This is a genomic window from Rugamonas fusca (genome assembly GCF_014042365.1).
GTDB classification, from domain to species: domain Bacteria; phylum Pseudomonadota; class Gammaproteobacteria; order Burkholderiales; family Burkholderiaceae_D; genus Rugamonas; species Rugamonas fusca.
Genome location: NZ_JACEZS010000028.1, coordinates 16,770 through 36,774, shown reverse-complemented (window position 1 = coordinate 36,774; position 20,005 = coordinate 16,770). Strand labels below are relative to the sequence as shown.

Below are 20,005 nucleotides of genomic sequence, written 5' to 3'. Positions count from 1 at the left end.
ACGGAACCATGACTGACAAATCCTCAAGAAGGAATGTGGATGAAGGAACTTACACGCAGTTCCTTTACTACTGGTTCCGTCACCTCCAAATGAACGCGGATTACCACCAATATTGTGCTGCTCGGCGCAATGGAGATACTGCGACGTGTACAAAGCTTGAGGCCCAGTTTGATAAAATTGCGCTGATTTACAATGATTGGGGTGACATTTATTTCTTCATAGATGGAACGCCAATTAATGGTGAAGAAGGCTGGGCAAAGTGGCTAGAAACGCATATTCATTTGTTCTGGCTGCGTGATCCGAAAGCTGAGGCAATATCAAATCCCCTGAGTCATAATATACTACCGGGCCATCTTTTGATTGATGTTTCACTTACTCAGCATAAATCTGATGTTCTTAAAATGTTGAAAGACTTGATTGACCAGCATTACGATGAAAGCAAAGTCGAAGGAGCACAGCTCGCTCGTTATCCCCTACATAATCCACACGGCAAGCTTAATAAAGCGGCGCTTGTGGGGGTCAAAAAGGCGTTCTTTGTTGGTCTGGTTACGGAGAACGGTAAAAATGACAAGCAACGTTACGGAAGAAAAAAATGGGGGCATTACGATACAGCCCTTACGATATGTGAAGCGGAGAATCACGACTTAGGCGGTTTTAGTTTCAATTGGACGCTAACCGAAGCACAAAAGCAAGCTGCCGAATCTGACGATGTGAATTTGATGGAACTTGGAATAGATGATCGAGTAAAGCAGGTTAGAGACTACCTCAATATATTCGAGGCGCATGTTCGCAACACCATACATGGCAAGTTCCCCTGTAAAGACTGTTTCTAAAGACATTTCCACGTAATTCCGGCTCTGCTACGGTTTAGTGGGAGACGAACACATCAGGTCAAGACCTCCCTTCCGACACGATTTTCGCTGCTCCAGAATTGGCCCTGCCATACCGGCAAAGACCAACTTCAAAGGGGCTTCGAAATGAATAACGCAACAACCGCAATCTCTCAGCCTGCTGCTACCCTGCCTCGCGCTGCTGCCGATCCAGCAGAAGTGAACAACTCCGCAAGCACTGCCGATGATCTGGGCATCAAGTTCGATGTTCCACGTTATGTGGATACCATGATTTTCACGATTGAAGAATTGAGCGCAAAGGCAGAGCAATGGGAGGCTGGCGCGTACGCATCGGCTAACGAACAGCTCTACCAAATTCTTTCGCGCTGCCTTCAACTTTGGTACGACTTGCGCCGCTCAGGCAGCTTGTCCCGCGCACTTGCTGATGCGCTTAACCGGATCGCCCGCAGCCGTCAGATTGAATTTACTAAAACCAACTCGACACAGCAGAAGATTATTCGCATCGTATTCGGCGACAAGGCCTCTCCACAACGCCGTAGCTCCTATGCGAAGGTACTAACGGCTGCCGATCAGAATGGCATTCAGTATCCCGATCTTCCTCAATTTATCCGAAATGCTGGTGGCGTTGAAGCGATTCGTTTGCTCAACAAGAAAGAACTTACCGCAAGCGAAAAAGCCCACCGTGCCGAAGCTATGCTGAGGCAGGTGACTGAAATGGGGGTTGTCAAACGTAGTGAACTGAAAGACTTCAAAGACATAAACTCTCTCGGCGAATACTGCGTGATGATCGCAAAGAAAAATCCCGAAGGCATCTTCGCTATTAAAGCCGTTCTGACAAGTGACACCTCAATTAGAGCCGCGCAAGCTGCTTACTACGGCGAGAATCGCAGCTACATTGAGCAGCCTGCCACAAAAACGCCTCCAATCAAAATTGACGCGTTATCGGATGAGTTGATTGCTGCTGCCAACGTGGCCTGACCCTTGTGGAACAAATGCTGGCGGCAGGTCATGCGCCGCCAGCTGAACAGTCTCGGAGAGATTCTCAATGAAAATTACTAACCCTATGGTGTTCCAGCCGACGTGCCTGAATGACTTCGTGATAGGCGATAAGGGTACATCAGATACGTTGCGTTTGATCTTGGATGGCACGATTCCCTTTCCAAACGGCGGCAAGACCGGCATTCTTCTTTACGGTCCTGTCGGCACCGGAAAATCTGCTTTACTGAAGCATCTTCCGTTGTTCCTGGAGCATCGCTTAAATCCGGAGGCAATCGAGTCCTACATGAAAATTGTGACGTGCCGTCATGCGACTACATCGCAACAGCTCCGCGACAGCATGAGAGGCGCAGAACTCGTGCCGTTCGGAGTTAATTATCACTATTTTGTTCTTGATGAGTTGGATCAGTTGCCTAGTGCGATTCAAGCTGACTTGAAGGTAATTATGGAGCACAAGCAGTCGGTTTTTGTGATGGCGACAAATCACATTGAACGGATCAATGCCGCAATACTAAGCCGATGCCACGTGCTGGCCTTTGAGCCTGCGCCTGCCGAAATGTGGCTTCCAATGGCGACGAAGTTTTTAGCCGACAACGGCGTTTCGGGCATTCCAGATGATGCGTTGTTATCCGTCATTGAGCGTTGTAACGGCGATGCTCGAAATATTACCCACATGCTTAACGACACTGTAGCGAAATGGCCAGCTACGACGGCATCACAGCCACAATCTGCGCCGCCGTCCCCCGTAGTACCTGTTTTGACCCAAGATAGCTTGATTATTGGTTGAAGAACAGCGAAGGGAACATCGTGTCGAAACGACGTTCCGTTTCGCTAGCTCAAACGCTCATTGCTACTGGGCACCGAGCAGCGCGCGTAAGGGCTCTACGCGCTGTCGTTACGCATCCGGGCTGGTATGGGTAGCGGAAACTTCCGAAAACGCGCTGTAGGGCATTTTTGACTCAGGCATATTTGAGCGGTTCAGTTCATATATTTTTATCATGTTTCTTGAACAGACCCGCCCACATAATACTATTGAAGTAAAAAAGTAACGATTTAACTATATAGCTGTTTGCTTATTCGTTACTTTTTTATCTCAAGTCGATGCCATTCGTTTTTCATATTCCTGTCTTTCAGCCATGAGTTCCAAATAGATCTTGGAATATTTACCATTGGTATTTGTAAATGACCAGATGCTCTCCTTCATTAAATTATCAGTAGGCATCTCTCGGTAATCAGGGAAATTCTTTCTTATTAGTGTGGCCTTTTTCCGTTCGGCCGGAGTAAGTGCGGGAGGTCGCTCAGGTCGATCTGTGTCATCAATGAATTCATATTTACTTTGAGAAAAGATATCTCTTGTTAAATATGCTGCCAAATCCATCTCCATTAAGTAAACATGGCATTCGTTCTGATTGTCATTGCGGAGTGTTCCACGCATGACCACTTGATGAGCAATTTCTCCTATTAGGGAATAACGAATTTGCTCAGAAGTCATTCCCGCTACATCAATCAAAAACGCTGTGGCTAAATTATCATAGTTGATAGCACTTAATATGGCTATATGCGCTTCGTCACGGAACTGATTGATGCCGTGACAGTTATGATTGACGCGCTGCCAGTCGGACTCTGTTTCGTAGGCATTATTATCAACATAGACGGGGCTGTCGCATTTTGATTTTATATAGGAAATGACGTTATCCTTTATAATTGAGTTTGAACGATTGAAAGTCTTGCTATTTCGCTTCTGACTCGCAAAGTGTATCGTCAAATTAGGCGCAACATATGGAACAAATGGAATTTTCACGTTAAATTCCTCATTAAATACCGTTGTCCACAAATGATATTGGCGAGTCGCCTTGAAGTTGGCACAAGCGATATGTATATTATTTGCGCCTTCGTAAATATGCGGACTGATAACACGGAACAACATGGAATCAGATTCAATCGTAGGTTTATTTGTATAGATATTCTGTGGCGTTGCGATCAAATCCAGCATGAATTGTTTATTATCCAGCATGTCTTTGCTAGCTATATATTGATCAATTCTCGCCATGTTCAAATTCACGCCATACCATCCACTTTTTTCAACTGATCCTATTTCAAACATATCGTGCCATTGCTCGTGATTATCCATCCTCCACTTACAAATATAGAATGGCTCAAGGTGTTCATCTTGTAATATAGTGCGATTGGAGCAAAGAAAAGTTTTCCTCTCAAAGTCCAAGAATGCCTTTTGTGTGATGACGATGACACTACTATTAGCTTCGATAGCTTGATAGATATGAGATTTCACATTATTGGTGTTTTCGCTATGAATTACTAGCCCTGTATCAGCATACTCGTTCGCCAACGCCAATGAGGGAACTATAATGAGAAAATTGGAGTCGTTATGAGAAGCGATGAATTTCTTGTTGTTGGTACTTTTACCTTTTCCACAGCCAGCAGCATTTACAGTAATCATTTTTCAATCCCTTAGTTTGAAAGCCGTCCCCGGCTTTGCCGACTTAATCGTCAGCTAAACTATTTATCAAAAACAAAAGCCCTGAACTTTTTATGGCACAGGGCTTTTTTTTGGATGTTTTTAGCTTAGGGATGGTGCGGAACGCACTCACTATTTATCACTTTCATTTTTCCCGAGAGAGGCTCGTGGATTCCGAGCGGGATGCTCGCCGTTCATTTATTTATTCAATTTAGTAGCATCTTTCAAAGCAAAACTGTAATCGCGCACGATAGCAAATTCGTGCGCGATACGGCAGCGAGGTTGACAGCAACGCGAGAGGCCATTACAGAAAACATGAAGCACGCATGTACGGCGAAAAGCCAATTTGATTCAGATAGATTCCGGTAGCTCTTTGTATTGCTCGACCATAAAATATGGTTACTTAGACAACACTTAGGGGTACAGGAAATGAGCAAATCCATCTTGGCAGCACTGAAATTGATTCAGAAACCAGAGGCCAAAAGCAGCGATCCGATTATCGAGCGCCGCAATCGGCTGTTAGAACGCTTAGAAGAACAAAAGGCGCTCGCACTCTGTTTCATTGAAGGTAAGCCCTTCGTCGGCCCGGACAAGCAAAAGAAGGTGGTAAACAAAGCGACTGGCGAAACCACCACCGAGACCGTTCAAAAGCGTGTCAAGGCGTGGTTTACGGGGAACGCCGACAACCTGCTGCTGGAAGTCCGCTACGGCAATGTGCCGATGGAACTGTCGCCAGGAAAGACGGTCATTGAAATTGGCAAAGTAGCCAAGCTGGTGCCGACCATCGAGACGGTCATCGAAGCTGTCAAGGCCGGTGAAGTTGATGAGCTGCTGAAAGCAATCAAGAAGCCAGCTAAGTTGTGAACATGCCTGCCTTGAAGACAAAGCCCGCAGCGTGCGGGCTTTTTTGTCGGTGTTAGCGCCGCTTCCTTAATCGGAATCCCTCTGGAACTCTACCGCCACTGGCTACACCCCAAGCCGCAGCCCAGCGCGCAGCACGACGCTTGCTGTCGTTAGCACCATTGCCAAGCATACGATCAAGGGCTGCTGACATTCTATGGATCGCGTAGGCCTGCTTACTTACTGATTTGCGGTAATGTGCCATCAAAGGCGAGCCCTTCATTTTTGAGTATCCCGTATAACCAAAATATTACCCGAGCTTCTTCGCCGATGATGCCGTTTTCTTCGCCGGCGTCTTGTCTACCGATTTCGTTGCTTTCTTCGATTGGTAATTTTCATCGGCGATGCTGCCAGCGCCAAGCAGTCGCGTCGTTTCTTCGCCGCGCAATTGTTCAATCGCGTGCTTCACCTTCAAATGGCTGTAGTGTTTTTCGATCATTGTCACGCTGGTTCCCATCTGTGTAGCCAGTGTATGAATCGGCACTCTATCGTGTGTCAGTGCCAGCGTCGCATAGGTATGTCGCAAGCTGTAGAAAACCCGCTTCTGATTTGTCTTCGGATCAATCAGCAAGTTGTGGTCTTCCAAGAAGCTCGCAAACATTTTCTGAAAGCTCTCGCTGACATCTGTTTGGTCTTTCAAGCGCAGCACATAGTCATTGTTGCTTGGAATGGCGATGCCTTTGAATGGGTCAACCATAGGATTCCGAAGACCATAATTTCGCTGAATGATTCGATCTAGTGCCATGATCGTTTTTTCCATGCCTAAAATTAGTCGCGTGCCAGTCTTGCCTGTCACGACCATCTCGCAGCATGGGTTGTATTCAATAAGACCAGCGGCAACCCCATCGACAAGGCCGCGATCTGGTTCTAATGATCGAATGGCATCTCTAGGGTCGAAGGTAATTTGGTTCCACTTCAGATCGAGCAATTCCTTACCCGGCCTTGCGCCAGTGTCGAGCAAAATATCCACATAGTCACGCATCACTTCGCGAGCTTCTTTGCTCTTGGCCGTCTTTGCCCGTTCAATCCAGCCGTCGAAATTATTGATGACAGCACGAATTTCATTCAGGTCGAATGCTGGGCGTCGATCTCCGACCCGACCTTTTGCTTCAAGCTTTGGACGATTAGCGTCGGTCAGGAACGTCCGCATCACCGCCTCATCGAAAACCCGGTTCAATGCCGCGTTATGCGTGAGCAGTGTGCTGTTTGCGGGTGCCTTACCCATCTCCGTAATACGCCAGGCATCCAGCTCGTCCAGCGCAGCGTAATCAATGCTGGTGATGTTTCGATTACCCAAGAATGGGATGAGATAGTCTTGGATAACGCGGATGTAATCGCTGTAGGAGACCTTGCCCTTGCCGCTGGCCTGCTCTTGCTCCATACGCTGAATGGCAAGCTTGGCGACATCGCGGAAGCGGCGTGTAATGACCGGCAAATTGGATCGCTTCCGAATTTCCGCCTCGATCATCAACTCGCGTGCCTTGGCCTTAGCTTTCTTGAAGTCACGCTCCTTAGTTGATGCGCGCTGCCAAAGGCCATCAACCTTGAAGCGACATTGCCAGATGTTGCTGCGCTCACGTCGGTAGACGATGAGTTCGTTCTCCATCAATACGTGCGTGGTGTCGAGTTTCTCGGGCATAACCGTTTCGCAGTCGAAAATAGATCAATAATGTAAGTGTGTAAGCAGCAGATGGTAAAAAAGGACTGCTTTCACAGTCCTTTTTTACATACATTCTGGTGGGCCTCCCGTGAGTCGAACACGGCACCAACGGATTCAGCTTTATGTAGCTTTCGCTACTCGCTGGACTATATCATCGCCTTCAACACTCTAATCGAGTTTGCTAAGGCGTCGGGCGTTCAAGCTGGTAATTAAGAGGACTAAACCTCTCCAGTAGTCTCTGCGCCTTCCAAAGCTGTAGCTTTGGCTTGGTTCAGGATTGCCATACTTCCGAAGAAGCTTAGGTTTCCCTGAGTTAACCCGATTTTTCAATCGCTATTTCTAACGAAAGTCACCTTACTGATGAGTCCGCTGCTCTAACCAAGCATGAGCTAGAGGCCCGTAAACTTGCTGCTGCTTACGACTACTTTCCGCACCCCTATTCCGCTTTCCATTTTTTGGAAAGTGTGTAAGCGGTGTGTAAGCAGATTATAACACTACAAAACTGCTGAAACCCTTATGCCTATTGGGCTTCCTTGGAATTCAAAATCCGGTTTAATGGATTATGAGTCCGCTGCTCTAACCAGGCATGAGCTAGAGGCCCAGGGTGCTGCTGTTGCGCTGGGGTCCGGTGCCGCTACCCGCTGACGCGTTCGTTATCAAAACGAACCCGAGAGGATAAGCGGCATCCGGGATGCTAGTCAAGTCTTAGTTACCTTCGAGGAAGCTCTTGAGCTTGTCCGAACGCGATGGATGGCGCAGCTTGCGCAGCGCCTTGGCTTCAATCTGGCGGATGCGCTCACGCGTGACGTCGAACTGCTTGCCCACCTCTTCCAGCGTGTGGTCGGTCGACATTTCGATGCCGAAACGCATGCGCAGCACTTTCGCTTCGCGTGGCGTCAGCGAGTCGAGCACGTCCTTCACGACGCCACGCATCGAGGCGTGCAGCGCCGCGTCGGACGGCGCCAGCGTGTTGTTGTCCTCGATGAAGTCGCCCAGGTGGGAATCGTCGTCGTCGCCGATCGGCGTTTCCATCGAGATCGGCTCCTTGGCGATCTTCATGATCTTGCGGATCTTGTCCTCGGGCATCTCCATCTTGATGGCCAGCGTGGCTGGGTCCGGCTCGGCGCCCGTTTCCTGCAGGATCTGGCGCGAGATGCGGTTCATCTTGTTGATGGTTTCGATCATGTGCACCGGGATACGGATGGTGCGCGCCTGGTCGGCGATCGAACGGGTGATGGCCTGGCGGATCCACCACGTGGCGTAGGTCGAGAACTTGTAGCCGCGACGGTATTCGAACTTGTCCACCGCCTTCATCAGGCCGATATTGCCTTCCTGGATCAGGTCGAGGAATTGCAGGCCGCGGTTGGTGTATTTCTTGGCGATCGAGATCACCAGACGCAAGTTCGCTTCCGTCATTTCGCGCTTGGCCTTGCGCGCCTTCATTTCACCGGCCGCCATCTGGCGGTTGATGTTGCGCAAGTCCGGCAGCGGCAGCACGACGCGCGCCTGCAGGTCGATCAGGCGCTGCTGCAGTTCCTTGATGGTCGGAATGTTGCGGCCCAGGATGGCGCTGTAAGCGTGGCCGGCGGCCACTTCGCCATCGACCCAGTCCAGGTTCGTTTCATTGCCGGGGAAGACCTTGATGAAGTGGGCGCGCGGCATGCCGCATTTGTTGACGGCCACGTCCAGGATCTGCTTTTCGATGTGGCGCACTTCGTCCACCTGGCCGCGCAGCGTGTCGCACAGCTTTTCCACCACCTTGGCCGTGAAGCGGATGCCCAGCAGTTCCAGCGAGATGGCTTCCTGCGCCTTCACGTAGGCCTTGGAATTGTAGCCATCCTTTTCGAACGCCTTGCGCATCTTGTCGAACTGCAGCGAGATGACGTCGAATTTCTCCAGCGCCGTCGTCTTCATCGCTTCCAGCTGTTCGGCCGAGAAGCCTGCGGCGCCCGATGTGCTGGGCTCTTCCTCTTCTTCCTCTTCTTCCTCTTCTTCCTCTTCCTCGTCCTCGTCGTCCTCGCTGGCGGCGGCCGGGGCCGGCGCGGCAGCGGCCGCTTCCTCGTTCTCGTCGACCAGGCCGTCGACGATCTCGTCGATCTTGATTTCGTCGGCGCGGATGCGCTCGGAGGCGGCGATGATCTCGGCGATCGTCACGGGGCAGGCGGAAATGGCCTGGATCATGTCCTTCAGGCCATCCTCGATGCGCTTGGCGATTTCAATCTCGCCTTCGCGGGTCAGCAGTTCCACGGAGCCCATTTCGCGCATGTACATGCGCACCGGGTCGGTGGTGCGGCCAAAGTCGGAATCCACCGTGGACAGGGCGGCCTCGGCCGCCGCTTCCGCTTCGTCGTCGCTGGTGACGGTGGCCACGTTGTCCGACAGCAGCAGCGTTTCGGCATCGGGCGCGTGCTCGTAGACGGCGATGCCCATGTCGTTGAAGGTGCCGATGATGCCTTCGATCGCTTCCGGATCGACGATGTTCTCGGGCAGATGGTCGTTGATCTCGGCGTAGGTGAGGAAACCGCGTTCCTTGCCGAACTTGATCAGGGTCTTGAGTTTCTGGCGCCGGCGTTCCAGTTCTTCCTCGGTCGCTTCCGTGTCCGACGAGAACGCATCCTTGAGCAAGGCCTTTTCCTTGGCCTTGCGGTCCTTGGCCTTGGCCTTGTCCACCGCTTTCAGCTCGGCCCGCTCGACGGCGTTCAGGGCCGCCACTTCATCGTTCTCGGGCTGGAATTCCTTGGGCTTGCGACCGCGCCGGCCCGGCACTTTCACCGTGGGCAAGACGTAGCCGGACGTGTCGATGGCGGCCAGGGTGGCCGCATCCGTCGTCTGGCTCACCGCCGGCGGGTTGCTGGCGACGCGCGTTTCCGGCTTGTCCGTCGCTTTCGCAGACTTGGCGGTCACTTTGCTGGGCTTTGCAGCCGCTTTGGATTCAGGTTTCTTGGTTGGCACAGGCGCTTTCGATTACACAACGACTTGCTTATTTAGGATAAAGTTTCTTGCGGCCCTTGTGGGACCTCTGTCTTCGAACTTGCCGACCACACAAGTCCGACAATACTACGACTTACTTACACCTTGTTGGGCACGATCCGCGTCCACAACAGATTCCCTACCGACGGCCAAGACAGCCGTTTTCGGCAGAAATTCTACTGCATTTGACATGCGTGTGGGGGCAGGAGCCGAGACTGGTTCACGGGCGGAAGGAATTCCGCCATCGGCCGCACGTTCATGCGCCGGTTCAACCAAAGCCGGCCCTGGCCGCCGACGCTGCCTTTCCGCGCCGATCAAGAGCCTAACTTACTAAAAAACAAACACACTCTGAACTGAAAAACGATGCCAAAATAGACAACACTTAGCGTTTTATTATAGCACGCACATCTGCAATTTCCAGAGGGCAGGCGCCCTCCCCACCCGCTGCCAGATCATGGCCGCCAGCCACGCCAGCCTAGCGGTGCGACAGTTCCGCCTCTGCCTCGCGCAACAACTGATCTTGCTTCGAGGTAATCTCGCGGTAGCGCACGCCCAGCTCGTCGGACGACAGGCCGGCCGCCAGCAAATCATGCAACTCCTGCTTCAGCGCATCGTTCTTGACCTGGCGGATGGCGCCACGCAGGAACAGGCGCACCGCGTCGAAATCGGACTCGGGCTCCTTGACGATCTCGGCGATGATGGCGTCATACTCATCTCCCTGCGACTTCAGGTGTTGCGCAAAAGCAGCAAAACCACCGTTCGGCCCCATGGCCTGCGCCTGGGCCACGAGCTGGGCCAGGCGCTCGGCCGGTTCCGCGCCGAAATAGTGAAACGCGGCCAGCGCGTCGGCATCGATGTCGAGCGCCAGCGGCGGGTGCGCCACCAGCAGCCGCACAATCTGCAATTCCAGTCCCACCGGCACGGGCCGGCCGCTGCGCGGCGGCGCCTGGCGCGCCACGGCCACCGGCTTGGCCAGCTCGAACAGCGCCTCGATCTCGGACGGCGTGCTCTGCGTCAACTGTGCCAGCGCGCGCACGATCTGCAGGCGCAAGGCCGACGGCGCCATCGCCTGCAGCAGCGGCTTGGCGTCGAACTGGGCGCGGGCCCGGCCTTCCGGCCCGTTCAAATCATGCTCGCCGACCACTTCCTTGATCAGGAACTGCGACAGCGGCATCGCCTCATGGATTTCCTGCTCGAACGCTTCGGCGCCATGCGCGCGCACGTAGCTGTCCGGGTCGTGCTCGGTGGGCAGGAACAGGAACTTGATGGTCTTGTTGTCCGACACGTGCGGCAGGCACGCTTCCAGCGCGCGGCGGGCGGCGCGCCGGCCGGCCTTGTCGCCGTCGAAACTGAAGATCACATTGTCCGTTTGCCGCAACAGTTTCTGCACGTGGTGGGTGGTGCAAGCCGTGCCCAGCGTGGCCACGGCTTGCGGGAAGCCCATCTGGGCCAGCGCCACCACGTCCATGTAACCTTCCGTCACCAGCACATAGCCGGCGTCGCGGATAGCCTGGCGTGCCTCGAACAAGCCATACAATTCGAATCCCTTCGAAAATAATGGCGTTTCGGGGGAATTCAAGTATTTCGGTTCGCCATGGTCGAGCACGCGGCCGCCGAAGGCGATCACCTGGCCCTTGGTGTTCTTGATGGGGAACATGACGCGCTCGCGGAAGCGGTCATAGCGCTTGCGGTTGCCGCCATCCTCGTCCACCTTGTCGATCACGAGGCCCGATTCGGCCAGCACCACGGCGTCATAGTCGGGGAACACGGCGCGCAGGTTATCCCAGCCGGCCGGCGCGTAGCCGAGGCCGAAGCGGGCCGCGATCTCACCCGTCAGGCCGCGATTTTTCAGGTAGGCGATGGCGTTGGGCGCACTGCGCAGCTGGGCCCGGTAAAAATCGCAGGCGCGCGTCATCGCTTCCGTCAGCGCCATGCTGTGGGCTTGCATCTGGGCCCGCTGGGCCGGTGGAATCTTGTCGTCCTGCTCGGGCACGACCATGCCCACGTTCTGCGCCAGTTCCTTGACGGCGTCCACGAAGCCCATGCCCGAGTATTCGATCAGGAAACCGATCGAGGTGCCGTGCGCACCGCAGCCGAAGCAGTGATAGAACTGCTTGGTGGGGCTGACCGTGAAGCTCGGCGACTTTTCGCTGTGGAACGGGCACAGGCCCATGAAGTTGGCGCCGCCTTTTTTCAGCTGCACATAGCGTCCCACGATGTCGACGATGTCGACCCGGTTCAGCAAATCGGAAATGAAAGATTGCGGTATCACGTGCTGGCGCGGCCTTGTTTGGGATCAGACTAACCCGCCGCACCTGGCCCGGCCTTGCGGTGGCTCAAGGTGCGGCGGCGAACTTACAGGTGATTATGCCGGGCTCAGCGCCTTCTTAACGAGGGCGGAAACGACGGTCATGTCGGCACGGCCAGCCAGCTTGGGCTTGACGATGGCCATCACCTTGCCCATGTCCTGCGGACCGGCGGCGCCCGAGGCGGCCACGGCGGCGGCCACTTCGGCCGCGATCTCCTCGTCCGACAGGCCGGCTGGCATGTAGGCCGACAGCACGGCCAGTTCCGCTTTTTCAATGTCAGCCAGGTCGGCGCGGCCGCCGGCTTCGAACTGGGTGATGGAATCCTTGCGCTGCTTGATCATCTTTTCCACGATGGCAATGGTCTGGGCGTCGTCCAGCTCGATGCGCTCGTCCACTTCCTTGCGCTTGATCTCGGCCATCAGCAGGCGGATCGTGTTGAGCTTGCCGGTTTCCTTGGCACGCATGGCGGCCTTCATGTCTTCGCTGATTTGTACTTTCAAGCTCATGGCAGTCTTTCTATCAAAATAAACAGTTTATAAATGAGAAAACCCGCTGCGGCGAACCGGAGCGGGTAAGCGACTCATCTGGACTGACGGCATCCAAACGCTGCACAACATGGCCCGTGGCGACAATTGCCGCACTACCGGGGCCCGTGCTGCCAGAACAGTCTTAGAACAGTTTCTTAGGCAGTTGCTGGCTGCGGATGCGCTTGTAGTGGCGCTTCACGGCAGCTGCCAGCTTGCGCTTGCGCTCAGCCGTTGGCTTTTCGTAGAACTCGCGTGCGCGCAGTTCGGTCAGCAGACCGGTTTTTTCGATGGTGCGTTTGAAGCGACGCATTGCGACTTCGAACGGCTCGTTTTCTTTAAGGCGAATAGTGGTCATGTAAAAATTCAAACCGTTGAGGTTATAGGAAGAAAGAGACTATAGCAGCTTTTATCCAAAAATGGAAGATGCCTGGCCGCCGAAACGGCCAACCATGCGGCTTTCAGTACACATACAACACGGACCGGAGAGCAATCTTTCCCGCACCTCAAGGCCTCAGCCGCTACATCAAGGTCGGCCAGTATATCAGACAGCCTGCCCGGCCGCCACACCGGAGGCCCAGGCCCACTGGAAGTTGTAGCCGCCCAGCCATCCCGTCACGTCCACCGTCTCGCCCACGAAGTACAGGCCGGGCACCTTGGTGGCCATCATGGTCTGCTGCGACAGTTCACGCGTGTCCACGCCGCCACGCGTCACCTCGGCCTTGCGGTAGCCTTCGGAACCGTTGGGCACCAGCGTCCATTGGTTGATGGCTTGCCCCAGGCGGCGCAACTGGGCGTCCGGCATATCGGCCAGGCGCGCGTCCAGCGCGAAACCGTGGGCCAGCAACAGTCCTTCGGCCAGCCGGGCCGGCAGCCATTGGGACAGCACGTTGCCCAGTTGTTTCTTGATCGTGCCCTTGCCCTCGATCAGGGCCTGGGCCAGGTCCATTTCCGGCAGCAGGTTAATGACGATGGGCGTGCCCGGCTGCCAGTAGCTCGATATCTGCAGGATGGCCGGGCCGGACAGGCCACGGTGGGTGAACAGCAAGTCCTCGCGGAAGCGCCCGCCCGTGGGGTTGCGGCCCTTGAAGCTGCCCGTCTCCACGTCCACCTCCAGCGCGATGCCGGCCAGCGGCACGAACGGTTTCCACGCGGCCTCGTCGAACGTGAGTGGCACCAGCGCGGGGCGCGGCTCGACCAGCTTCAGGTCGAACTGGCGCGCGATGCGGTAACCGAAGTCGGTGGCGCCGATCTTGGGGATGGACAGGCCGCCCGTGGCCACCACCACGCTGGCCGCGTCGATGTCGCCGCAATCGGTGTGCAGCAGGAAGCGGCCCGTCACGTCGCGTTCGAGGCCGGCCACCTTGCATGGCATGCGCCATTCGACGTCGCCGGCCGCGCATTCATCCTTGAGCATCTGGATGATCTGCTCGGCCGAGTCGTCGCAGAACAGTTGGCCCTTGTGCTTCTCGTGGTAGCCGATGCGGTGCTTCTTGACCAGCGCCAGGAAATCCTGGGGCGTGTAGCGCGACAGTGCGCTCTTGCAGAAGTGGGGATTGTCGGACAGGAAGTGCTGCGGGCCCGCGTGCAGGTTGGTGAAGTTGCAGCGCCCGCCGCCGGAGATGCGGATCTTTTCCGCCAGCCGGGAAGCATGGTCGAGCAGCACCACGCGCCGGCCCCGCTGGGCCGCCACGGCCGCGCACATCATGCCGGCCGCGCCCGCGCCGATTACTGCCACATCAAACTGTTTTGCCATGTTCTTTCCGGTCCCGCACTGTTGCAAAGGCGTGATTGTACTGTGTGCGGGCGGCCGGGCCGCTGGTCAGGCCAGCGGTTCGCTCGCGTGCTGGCGCGAACGCAGCGTGCGCGACACCAGCACGATCTGCGCCACCTGCTCGGCGATGGATGGCGGCACCGGCACCTCGCCGCGCAGCGCGGACGCGATCCAGGCGGCCGTGGTGGCGGCGTCCTTCTCCTCGGGCAGCGCGGGCAGTTCCTGCACCAGCGTCTGCTTGGGTACCAGCATGGTGCGCAGGCCGCCGTGGAACCAGTCGATCTGCTGGGCCTTGTTGGCGTTGGCCACCGTCTCTCCTTCCGTGCCGCGCATCAGGAAGGCGTCGCCCCGTTCGTGCGGGGCGGCCGTGGTGAAGTATTCGCCCAGCATTTCCAGGTATTCGGGGTGGGTGTAGGACACCAGCCGCAGCGCCGGCCCGGCGAACGGCTGCATGATCTTGACCAGCGTGTGGGTGGAGTTGCGCACCCCCAGCACGCCGCGCAGCGCCAGCATGCGCGCCAGCCGGGGCGCCAGCGCATCGATGGTGATGAAGGCGGCGCGGCCCTGGGCCAGCGCTTCCTCGGCCTCGGCATGGTCCAGCGCGGCCGTCACGCCCAGCGCCTCGAACACCTCGGCCGTGGTGACCCGGCCCGGATCGCGTGCCACGCCGTGCACCAGCACCGGCACGCCTTCGCGCGCCAGCAGCATGGCCAGCAGCGCCGTCAAATTGGCCATCTTGCGGGCGCCGTTGTAGCTGGGGATGAGCACGGGCGCATACTGTCCCGGCGGCGCCGTCAGCGGCGCGAACGACGCTTCGGCCGCATCGAGGAAACCGGCGATCTCCTCCACCGATTCGCCCTTGATGCGCATGGCCAGCAGGATGGCGCCCAGTTCGAGGTCGGAAACGCGGCCGTCCAGCATGGCCTGGTACAAGTCGTGGGCGTCAGCGCGCGTCATGCTGCGGGCGCCGTTTTTGCCGCGGCCTATCTCCTTGATGAAGCGGGCGGCTGGAAAGGGTGTGTCTGGTGTCGTCATGGCCGCTAGCTTACACGGAATTGACGCGGCGCAGCGGCGCCCGGCCCGTTCGCGCCATTTCAGCTACACTATGGCTCCCCCGGAAAAACCCTACAGCAGAGAACCACCATGATCTCCCCAGATATCGAAAACATCAACGTCACCTCGTTCGGCCCCATGCCGTCGCCGGAAGCCCTGCACGCCAAGCTGCCGCTGACTGACCTGGCCTCGGACACGGTGATGAAGGGCCGCGAGGCGCTGCGCAACATCATCGACCGCAAGGACAAGCGCCTGTTCGTGGTGGTCGGCCCCTGCTCCATCCATGACCCGGTGGCCGGCCTCGATTACGCACGCCGCCTGAAGGCGCTGCAGGAGGAAGTGGCCGACACCATGCTGCTGGTGATGCGCGTGTATTTCGAAAAGCCGCGCACCACCACCGGCTGGAAGGGTTACATCAACGATCCGGACATGGACGATTCGTTCCGCGTGGACGTGGGCATGGAGAAGGCCCGCCAGTTCCTGCTCGACGTGTGCGAACTGGGCCTGCCCACGGCCACCGAGGCGCTGGACCCGATCTCGCCCCAGTACCTGGGCGATTTGATCGCGTGGACCGCCATCGGCGCGCGCACCACGGAATCGCAGACGCACCGCGAGATGTCGTCCGGCCTGTCCACCCCGGTGGGCTTCAAGAACGGCACGGACGGCGACATCGGCATCGCCATCAACGCCATCCTGTCGTCGGCCCATCCGCACTCCTTCCTGGGCATTAACAGCCAGGGCAACGTGTCCATCGTGCGCACGCGCGGCAACGGCTACGGCCACGTGGTGCTGCGCGGCGGCGACGGCCGCCCCAACTACGATTCCGTCTCGATCGCCATCGCCGAACAGGCGCTGGACAAGGCCAAGCTGCCGGCCACGCTGGTGGTGGACTGCTCGCACGCCAACAGCTACAAGAAGCCGGAACTGCAACCGCTGGTGATGGCCGACGTGATCCACCAGATCGTCCAGGGCAACAAGTCGCTGGTGGGCGTGATGATCGAATCGAACATCGTGGCCGGCAACCAGAAGATCCCGGCCGACCTGAGCGAGCTGAAATACGGCTGCTCCGTGACGGACGCCTGCATCGACTGGGATACGACGGCCAAGATGCTGCGCGACGCGGCGGCCCAGCTGCGCAATCGCCCGTAATCAGGCGCACCGTAATCTGCTGGAAGAGACTGTTTCGAAATTGGTGCCGCGAAGACAATATGCCAGCACGGCGAAGAGGCCGCGTTGCGAAGCATATTGCAAACGATGCTACGATTTTCTGAAACGGTCTCTAATTGCGCGTAGGCGGTTCTGCGCCCTTGGCGGGATCAGTTTCTTGTCGCACACGTACTTGTGTGTCCTCATTCGGGGCGTGTCCATACTCCACTAGTTGCCACACCACTGCACCGGGCCGGACCGGCCGTTCACCTTTGATTATTTGCCATAAGGTCGGCTCTTCGCGGCGCAATGCGCTGGGCAGCAGTTCACCCTCCATGAAATGCCGGCGCCGCCACTCAGCGACTACGCCTGCGTCGCTGGTCTGCCACCAGCCCGTTTGCGGGCAAATGCGGCCGGTGATTGCCTGCTCACCCAGGTTTTTTTTAGGCGGCTCGTTTGCGCTGGTCTTGGCGGGGGCAGTGGTCGGGCGTAGACGGATGGAACTGACAATAGTGTCGTAGAGCTTGATCGCTTGCTCATCCGTGAGCGAGGGACGAGGTCTCGGCCCCTTTAATGGCAACACCGCAGTCTCGAATTCAAGGTCGAGCAATGGTGCAAAGACGTTATCAATTTGGCCGAGAGCCTCCCAATGAAAGTAGTGCTGCTTCACCCCGTTTTCCGTTGGCAGCAAATCAAGCAATTCCTCACCTTTAAACCCGTTCACGTCGCGCTTGCCTCGACGGAATGTTTTTATGTAGGCTTTTTCCAGCGGTGACTCTGGGTATTTATCAATTCGCTGCAACAGCGATTCATCCCCAGCCTTTGGCACTGTCTGGCTATAAACCGCAACCCATACATCCGGCCATTCCTTGAGATTGATCTGCATACGAGCTTCCTCAAAATGCTCTTTGTAATCATCATTTTCTACAAACCCGTCTTTAAAACAAAAGCCAGGTGCAGAAGGAATTTCGTCAATCTTTCGAGGCCTCAAATGCGCAACAATGTCATTCTCAATTCCCTTAACAACTTCATTAATTGTTTTATTGTTATACGGACCCTGCGATAACGAATACAATATCCCACCATCGAAATGATACATCTCGACTTGAAATAGTTTCCTACCAAACACATCATCATTAAATATAAATATCCTGGTGTTATTGGATGGCGTTTTCTTAACTTCAACAAATTTGAATTTGTCTTTATTATTCCCTCTACGCGCCTCAGCTTCCCTCTCCAGCATCCTCATTTCAAACTCACTCACGCCACGCTCAAGTTTTTCCGAATATATGTCGCCATACATAAAACTCGATTGCTGTCCAATCTGCCTGATATGCACCCCCTCCGGCAAATCAATTAAAAATCGTCCGAAACATAGCGTCGTCGAGTTCATCATGGAAACTTCCTTAGGGCTGGCGTTAAGTGGACAGCAGACGATAAGGATCGCATAACCAACTCTAATCAGCCGCATAGCGAGTGCTAAAATGTTGGCGATCCTCATAGGGCTTTTAAGGGAATTTCTCTGGCTGGAATGGCTTTCTGAACAATCTTTCCAATACAATACATAGCATTATCAAGTACGTCCCTATTGGAATAGCTTCCTTGATGATCGAAGCCTTTCATCCTAAAAACGCATTGCGCGCCGTCAGCGCGCGCAATGCTGGCACCTGAAGGATTTGGAACCGTACCATCTCCTGAATCAACATCATCATCCTTCTTGGGGCTCGGTTTATTTTCAAGACTAAATAAAACAGCACCAACACCGGAGACAAGACGAGTTTCGCCCTTCATCGTCCAGGACTTAGCAGGCAAACTCATAAGATTTTTACTCGTTTCACTCTTCAGATAGCTATCAGTGCGCCAATGCACACCGCCGAATGTCGCCTCAAAGCGATCCGCACCATAGGTTGCATAAGTATTCGGATGGCAAGAAAGTCCCAATGTGTCGTGAAAATCCTTCGCTTTCTTTAATATTTTCAAATATGACTCGAACGGTTCCAGAATAGCGGCTCTTTTTTTCAAGAGCCCGGCCGGATCAATTAGCGTTTCATCGACCATGCCCCACCAAACATCTTGGACACGTTTGGCATAGATCTCCTCATATGGATCGGATATCGGCAATGGTCGAGTCAGTTCTTTGGGAACATCCCCTTGTCCCATCTGCGTAACCGTCAGCCAGCCTGGTGGATAGTTCTTAGTCGGCAGCAGTTCCAACGCGCCGGGTGAGTTCGCCATCACGCAGGTGATGTCGGCGGCGTCCCAGCCGATAATCGTGGCGGTCGCGGCGCCTATAACATTGAAGAAACTCCCCACTTCGGTGCCGGCGCGGAAACGCCTGTAGACCACCGGGGCACCGCTGACGGGCTGCACGCCATGTACGACACCGAGTATCTTGTTGCTGCTCTTCTGCGCAGCCCTGCGCGCAACGATCCCGCCCATCGAATGGGTGACAAGAATGACCTTCCCCTGCGTCGCGAAGTATTTGGTCTTGTCATACCAAGCAAGCACCTCGTCTATTCGTTTGACCAGGCCGTTGGCGGCCGTTTCATTGCTGTCTAACCAGTTGTAGCCGTAGGCCCATACTGGATAGAAAAAATCGTCTAGCCGCGTGAATTCGTCGTCCGTTAACGGGGCGACGTTGCCCTTGACCGCATTCCATATCCTCCTCACGTCAACTGGGTCGGCATTCCAACATGGATCGTCTGGCTCGCCTGCACATTGCTGGATCTGAGGAGGTTTCTTCAAGGTCTGGGCAACCTCCCACACCGCCAGCTTTCTTGTGCCTTTTTTGCCCGGCTCCTCATATTGGTCATTGAGACAGCGCTCCAATTCAGCCAAGACGTGACCGTAACTGTCGAAATGCAGTGCCCCCCAGCCCCTGCGCAGGGCCTCGTCCTGAGTTAACGTCAAAACACCAGCCGGTAATTCGACTTTTCCCCGATCATCAACCTCGGTGCGGTCGGCTGTCATTTGCAATTGCCGGTTCTTGGGTGTCTGTCCCTTTCTCTTTCTGACTTCCCCCAAAGCCGCTATCGTGCCGTTCGGCGGGCTCCATGCTGCGGAGTTCCTGGAGTCGGCAGTGCTCTTCATCCGCAAATTGGTGCCCATGATGCCTGGCACAAAGATCACCGGGATCACATGGCGCGGCGGGACGACCGCGTGCGCCCGCACACGAAAGCTTTTGGGGCTGCACACCGTCATGAAGCGAGGCTCTCCATGCTCGCTAAAAGACAACGGTACGCGACGTGTCGCTGCCGGTAATAGTGCCTCGTCCATACCGTCTCCTTGCGCTGGGAATGCCTTCGTAAGCCTCAGTTCTTGCTGTCCGCATACAACGCTGCTTGGC

Annotated in this window: 15 protein-coding genes; 5 read left to right on the top strand and 10 right to left on the bottom strand. The window is 55.5% G+C overall.

Annotated elements, in window-relative coordinates:
• The first annotated feature begins 8 nt into the window (after positions 1-8).
• From H3H36_RS23280 to H3H36_RS23270, 3 genes are all read left to right on the top strand, one after another.
• A complete protein-coding gene (locus H3H36_RS23280; protein WP_182220454.1) occupies positions 9-833 on the top strand; it encodes a hypothetical protein in 825 nt (274 codons plus the stop codon).
• Positions 834-977: 144 nt separating this feature from the next.
• Entirely contained in the window at positions 978-1,829 is an 852-nt protein-coding gene (locus H3H36_RS23275; protein WP_182220453.1) for a hypothetical protein, read from the top strand.
• A 67-nt stretch (positions 1,830-1,896) separates the two neighbouring features.
• Positions 1,897-2,634 (top strand): AAA family ATPase, encoded by a 738-nt coding sequence (locus H3H36_RS23270; protein ID WP_182220452.1) that lies wholly within the window; start codon positions 1,897-1,899, stop codon positions 2,632-2,634.
• A 306-nt stretch (positions 2,635-2,940) separates the two neighbouring features.
• On the opposite strand, the gene H3H36_RS23265 is transcribed toward H3H36_RS23270, so the two are convergent.
• Positions 2,941-4,305: a hypothetical protein gene (locus H3H36_RS23265; RefSeq protein WP_182220451.1), complete on the bottom strand. Its 1,365-nt coding sequence runs from the start codon at positions 4,303-4,305 to the stop codon at positions 2,941-2,943.
• A 447-nt stretch (positions 4,306-4,752) separates the two neighbouring features.
• Here H3H36_RS23265 and H3H36_RS23260 point away from each other — a divergent pair, with 447 nt between their 5' ends.
• Positions 4,753-5,187 carry a DUF6641 family protein gene (locus H3H36_RS23260; RefSeq protein ID WP_182220450.1) on the top strand — a complete coding sequence of 145 codons (435 nt, stop codon included), beginning with the start codon at positions 4,753-4,755 and terminating at the stop codon, positions 5,185-5,187.
• Between the two features lie 286 nt (positions 5,188-5,473).
• On the opposite strand, the gene H3H36_RS23255 is transcribed toward H3H36_RS23260, so the two are convergent.
• The 7 genes from H3H36_RS23255 to ybiB form a co-directional block, all read right to left on the bottom strand.
• Entirely contained in the window at positions 5,474-6,862 is a 1,389-nt protein-coding gene (locus H3H36_RS23255; RefSeq protein WP_182220449.1) for a tyrosine-type recombinase/integrase, read from the bottom strand.
• Positions 6,863-7,588: 726 nt separating this feature from the next.
• Entirely contained in the window at positions 7,589-9,835 is a 2,247-nt protein-coding gene (gene rpoD, locus H3H36_RS23250; RefSeq protein ID WP_182220448.1) for an RNA polymerase sigma factor RpoD, read from the bottom strand.
• Positions 9,836-10,328: 493 nt separating this feature from the next.
• A complete protein-coding gene (dnaG, locus tag H3H36_RS23245; protein ID WP_182220447.1) occupies positions 10,329-12,125 on the bottom strand; it encodes a DNA primase in 1,797 nt (598 codons plus the stop codon).
• Between the two features lie 93 nt (positions 12,126-12,218).
• Complete coding sequence (locus H3H36_RS23240) at positions 12,219-12,668, bottom strand: GatB/YqeY domain-containing protein (protein ID WP_182220446.1); 450 nt, start codon at positions 12,666-12,668, stop codon at positions 12,219-12,221.
• 163 nt (positions 12,669-12,831) lie between these two features.
• Complete coding sequence (gene rpsU, locus H3H36_RS23235; RefSeq protein ID WP_008451879.1) at positions 12,832-13,044, bottom strand: 30S ribosomal protein S21; 213 nt, start codon at positions 13,042-13,044, stop codon at positions 12,832-12,834.
• Positions 13,045-13,230: 186 nt separating this feature from the next.
• A complete protein-coding gene (locus tag H3H36_RS23230) occupies positions 13,231-14,442 on the bottom strand; it encodes a BaiN/RdsA family NAD(P)/FAD-dependent oxidoreductase (RefSeq protein ID WP_182220445.1) in 1,212 nt (403 codons plus the stop codon).
• Positions 14,443-14,508: 66 nt separating this feature from the next.
• Entirely contained in the window at positions 14,509-15,495 is a 987-nt protein-coding gene (ybiB, locus tag H3H36_RS23225) for a DNA-binding protein YbiB (protein WP_182220444.1), read from the bottom strand.
• Between the two features lie 108 nt (positions 15,496-15,603).
• Between ybiB and H3H36_RS23220 the strand changes: the two genes are divergently transcribed.
• Positions 15,604-16,662, top strand: a complete 1,059-nt coding sequence (locus H3H36_RS23220) for a 3-deoxy-7-phosphoheptulonate synthase (RefSeq protein ID WP_182220443.1) — start codon at positions 15,604-15,606, stop codon at positions 16,660-16,662.
• A gap of 130 nt (positions 16,663-16,792) precedes the next feature.
• Here H3H36_RS23220 and H3H36_RS23215 read toward each other — a convergent pair whose 3' ends face one another.
• Both H3H36_RS23215 and H3H36_RS23210 read right to left on the bottom strand, forming a co-directional pair.
• Entirely contained in the window at positions 16,793-18,055 is a 1,263-nt protein-coding gene (locus tag H3H36_RS23215; protein ID WP_182220442.1) for a T6SS immunity protein Tli4 family protein, read from the bottom strand.
• 101 nt (positions 18,056-18,156) lie between these two features.
• Positions 18,157-19,935 carry a Tle4 family T6SS lipase effector gene (locus tag H3H36_RS23210; protein WP_182220441.1) on the bottom strand — a complete coding sequence of 593 codons (1,779 nt, stop codon included), beginning with the start codon at positions 19,933-19,935 and terminating at the stop codon, positions 18,157-18,159.
• Positions 19,936-20,005: the final 70 nt, after the last annotated feature.

Bases quoted from the DNA above. Each gene is read 5' to 3' on its own strand.
- H3H36_RS23280 (WP_182220454.1), top strand. From the start codon at position 9: ATGACTGACAAATCCTCAAGAAGGAATGTGGATGAAGGAACTTACACG.
- H3H36_RS23275 (WP_182220453.1), top strand. From the start codon at position 978: ATGAATAACGCAACAACCGCAATCTCTCAGCCTGCTGCTACCCTGCCT.
- H3H36_RS23270 (WP_182220452.1), top strand. From the start codon at position 1,897: ATGAAAATTACTAACCCTATGGTGTTCCAGCCGACGTGCCTGAATGAC.
- H3H36_RS23265 (WP_182220451.1), bottom strand. From the start codon at position 4,305: ATGATTACTGTAAATGCTGCTGGCTGTGGAAAAGGTAAAAGTACCAAC.
- H3H36_RS23260 (WP_182220450.1), top strand. From the start codon at position 4,753: ATGAGCAAATCCATCTTGGCAGCACTGAAATTGATTCAGAAACCAGAG.
- H3H36_RS23255 (WP_182220449.1), bottom strand. From the start codon at position 6,862: ATGCCCGAGAAACTCGACACCACGCACGTATTGATGGAGAACGAACTC.
- H3H36_RS23240 (WP_182220446.1), bottom strand. From the start codon at position 12,668: ATGAGCTTGAAAGTACAAATCAGCGAAGACATGAAGGCCGCCATGCGT.
- rpsU (WP_008451879.1), bottom strand. From the start codon at position 13,044: ATGACCACTATTCGCCTTAAAGAAAACGAGCCGTTCGAAGTCGCAATG.
- H3H36_RS23230 (WP_182220445.1), bottom strand. From the start codon at position 14,442: ATGGCAAAACAGTTTGATGTGGCAGTAATCGGCGCGGGCGCGGCCGGC.
- ybiB (WP_182220444.1), bottom strand. From the start codon at position 15,495: ATGACGACACCAGACACACCCTTTCCAGCCGCCCGCTTCATCAAGGAG.
- H3H36_RS23220 (WP_182220443.1), top strand. From the start codon at position 15,604: ATGATCTCCCCAGATATCGAAAACATCAACGTCACCTCGTTCGGCCCC.
- H3H36_RS23215 (WP_182220442.1), bottom strand. From the start codon at position 18,055: ATGATGAACTCGACGACGCTATGTTTCGGACGATTTTTAATTGATTTG.
- H3H36_RS23210 (WP_182220441.1), bottom strand. From the start codon at position 19,935: ATGGACGAGGCACTATTACCGGCAGCGACACGTCGCGTACCGTTGTCT.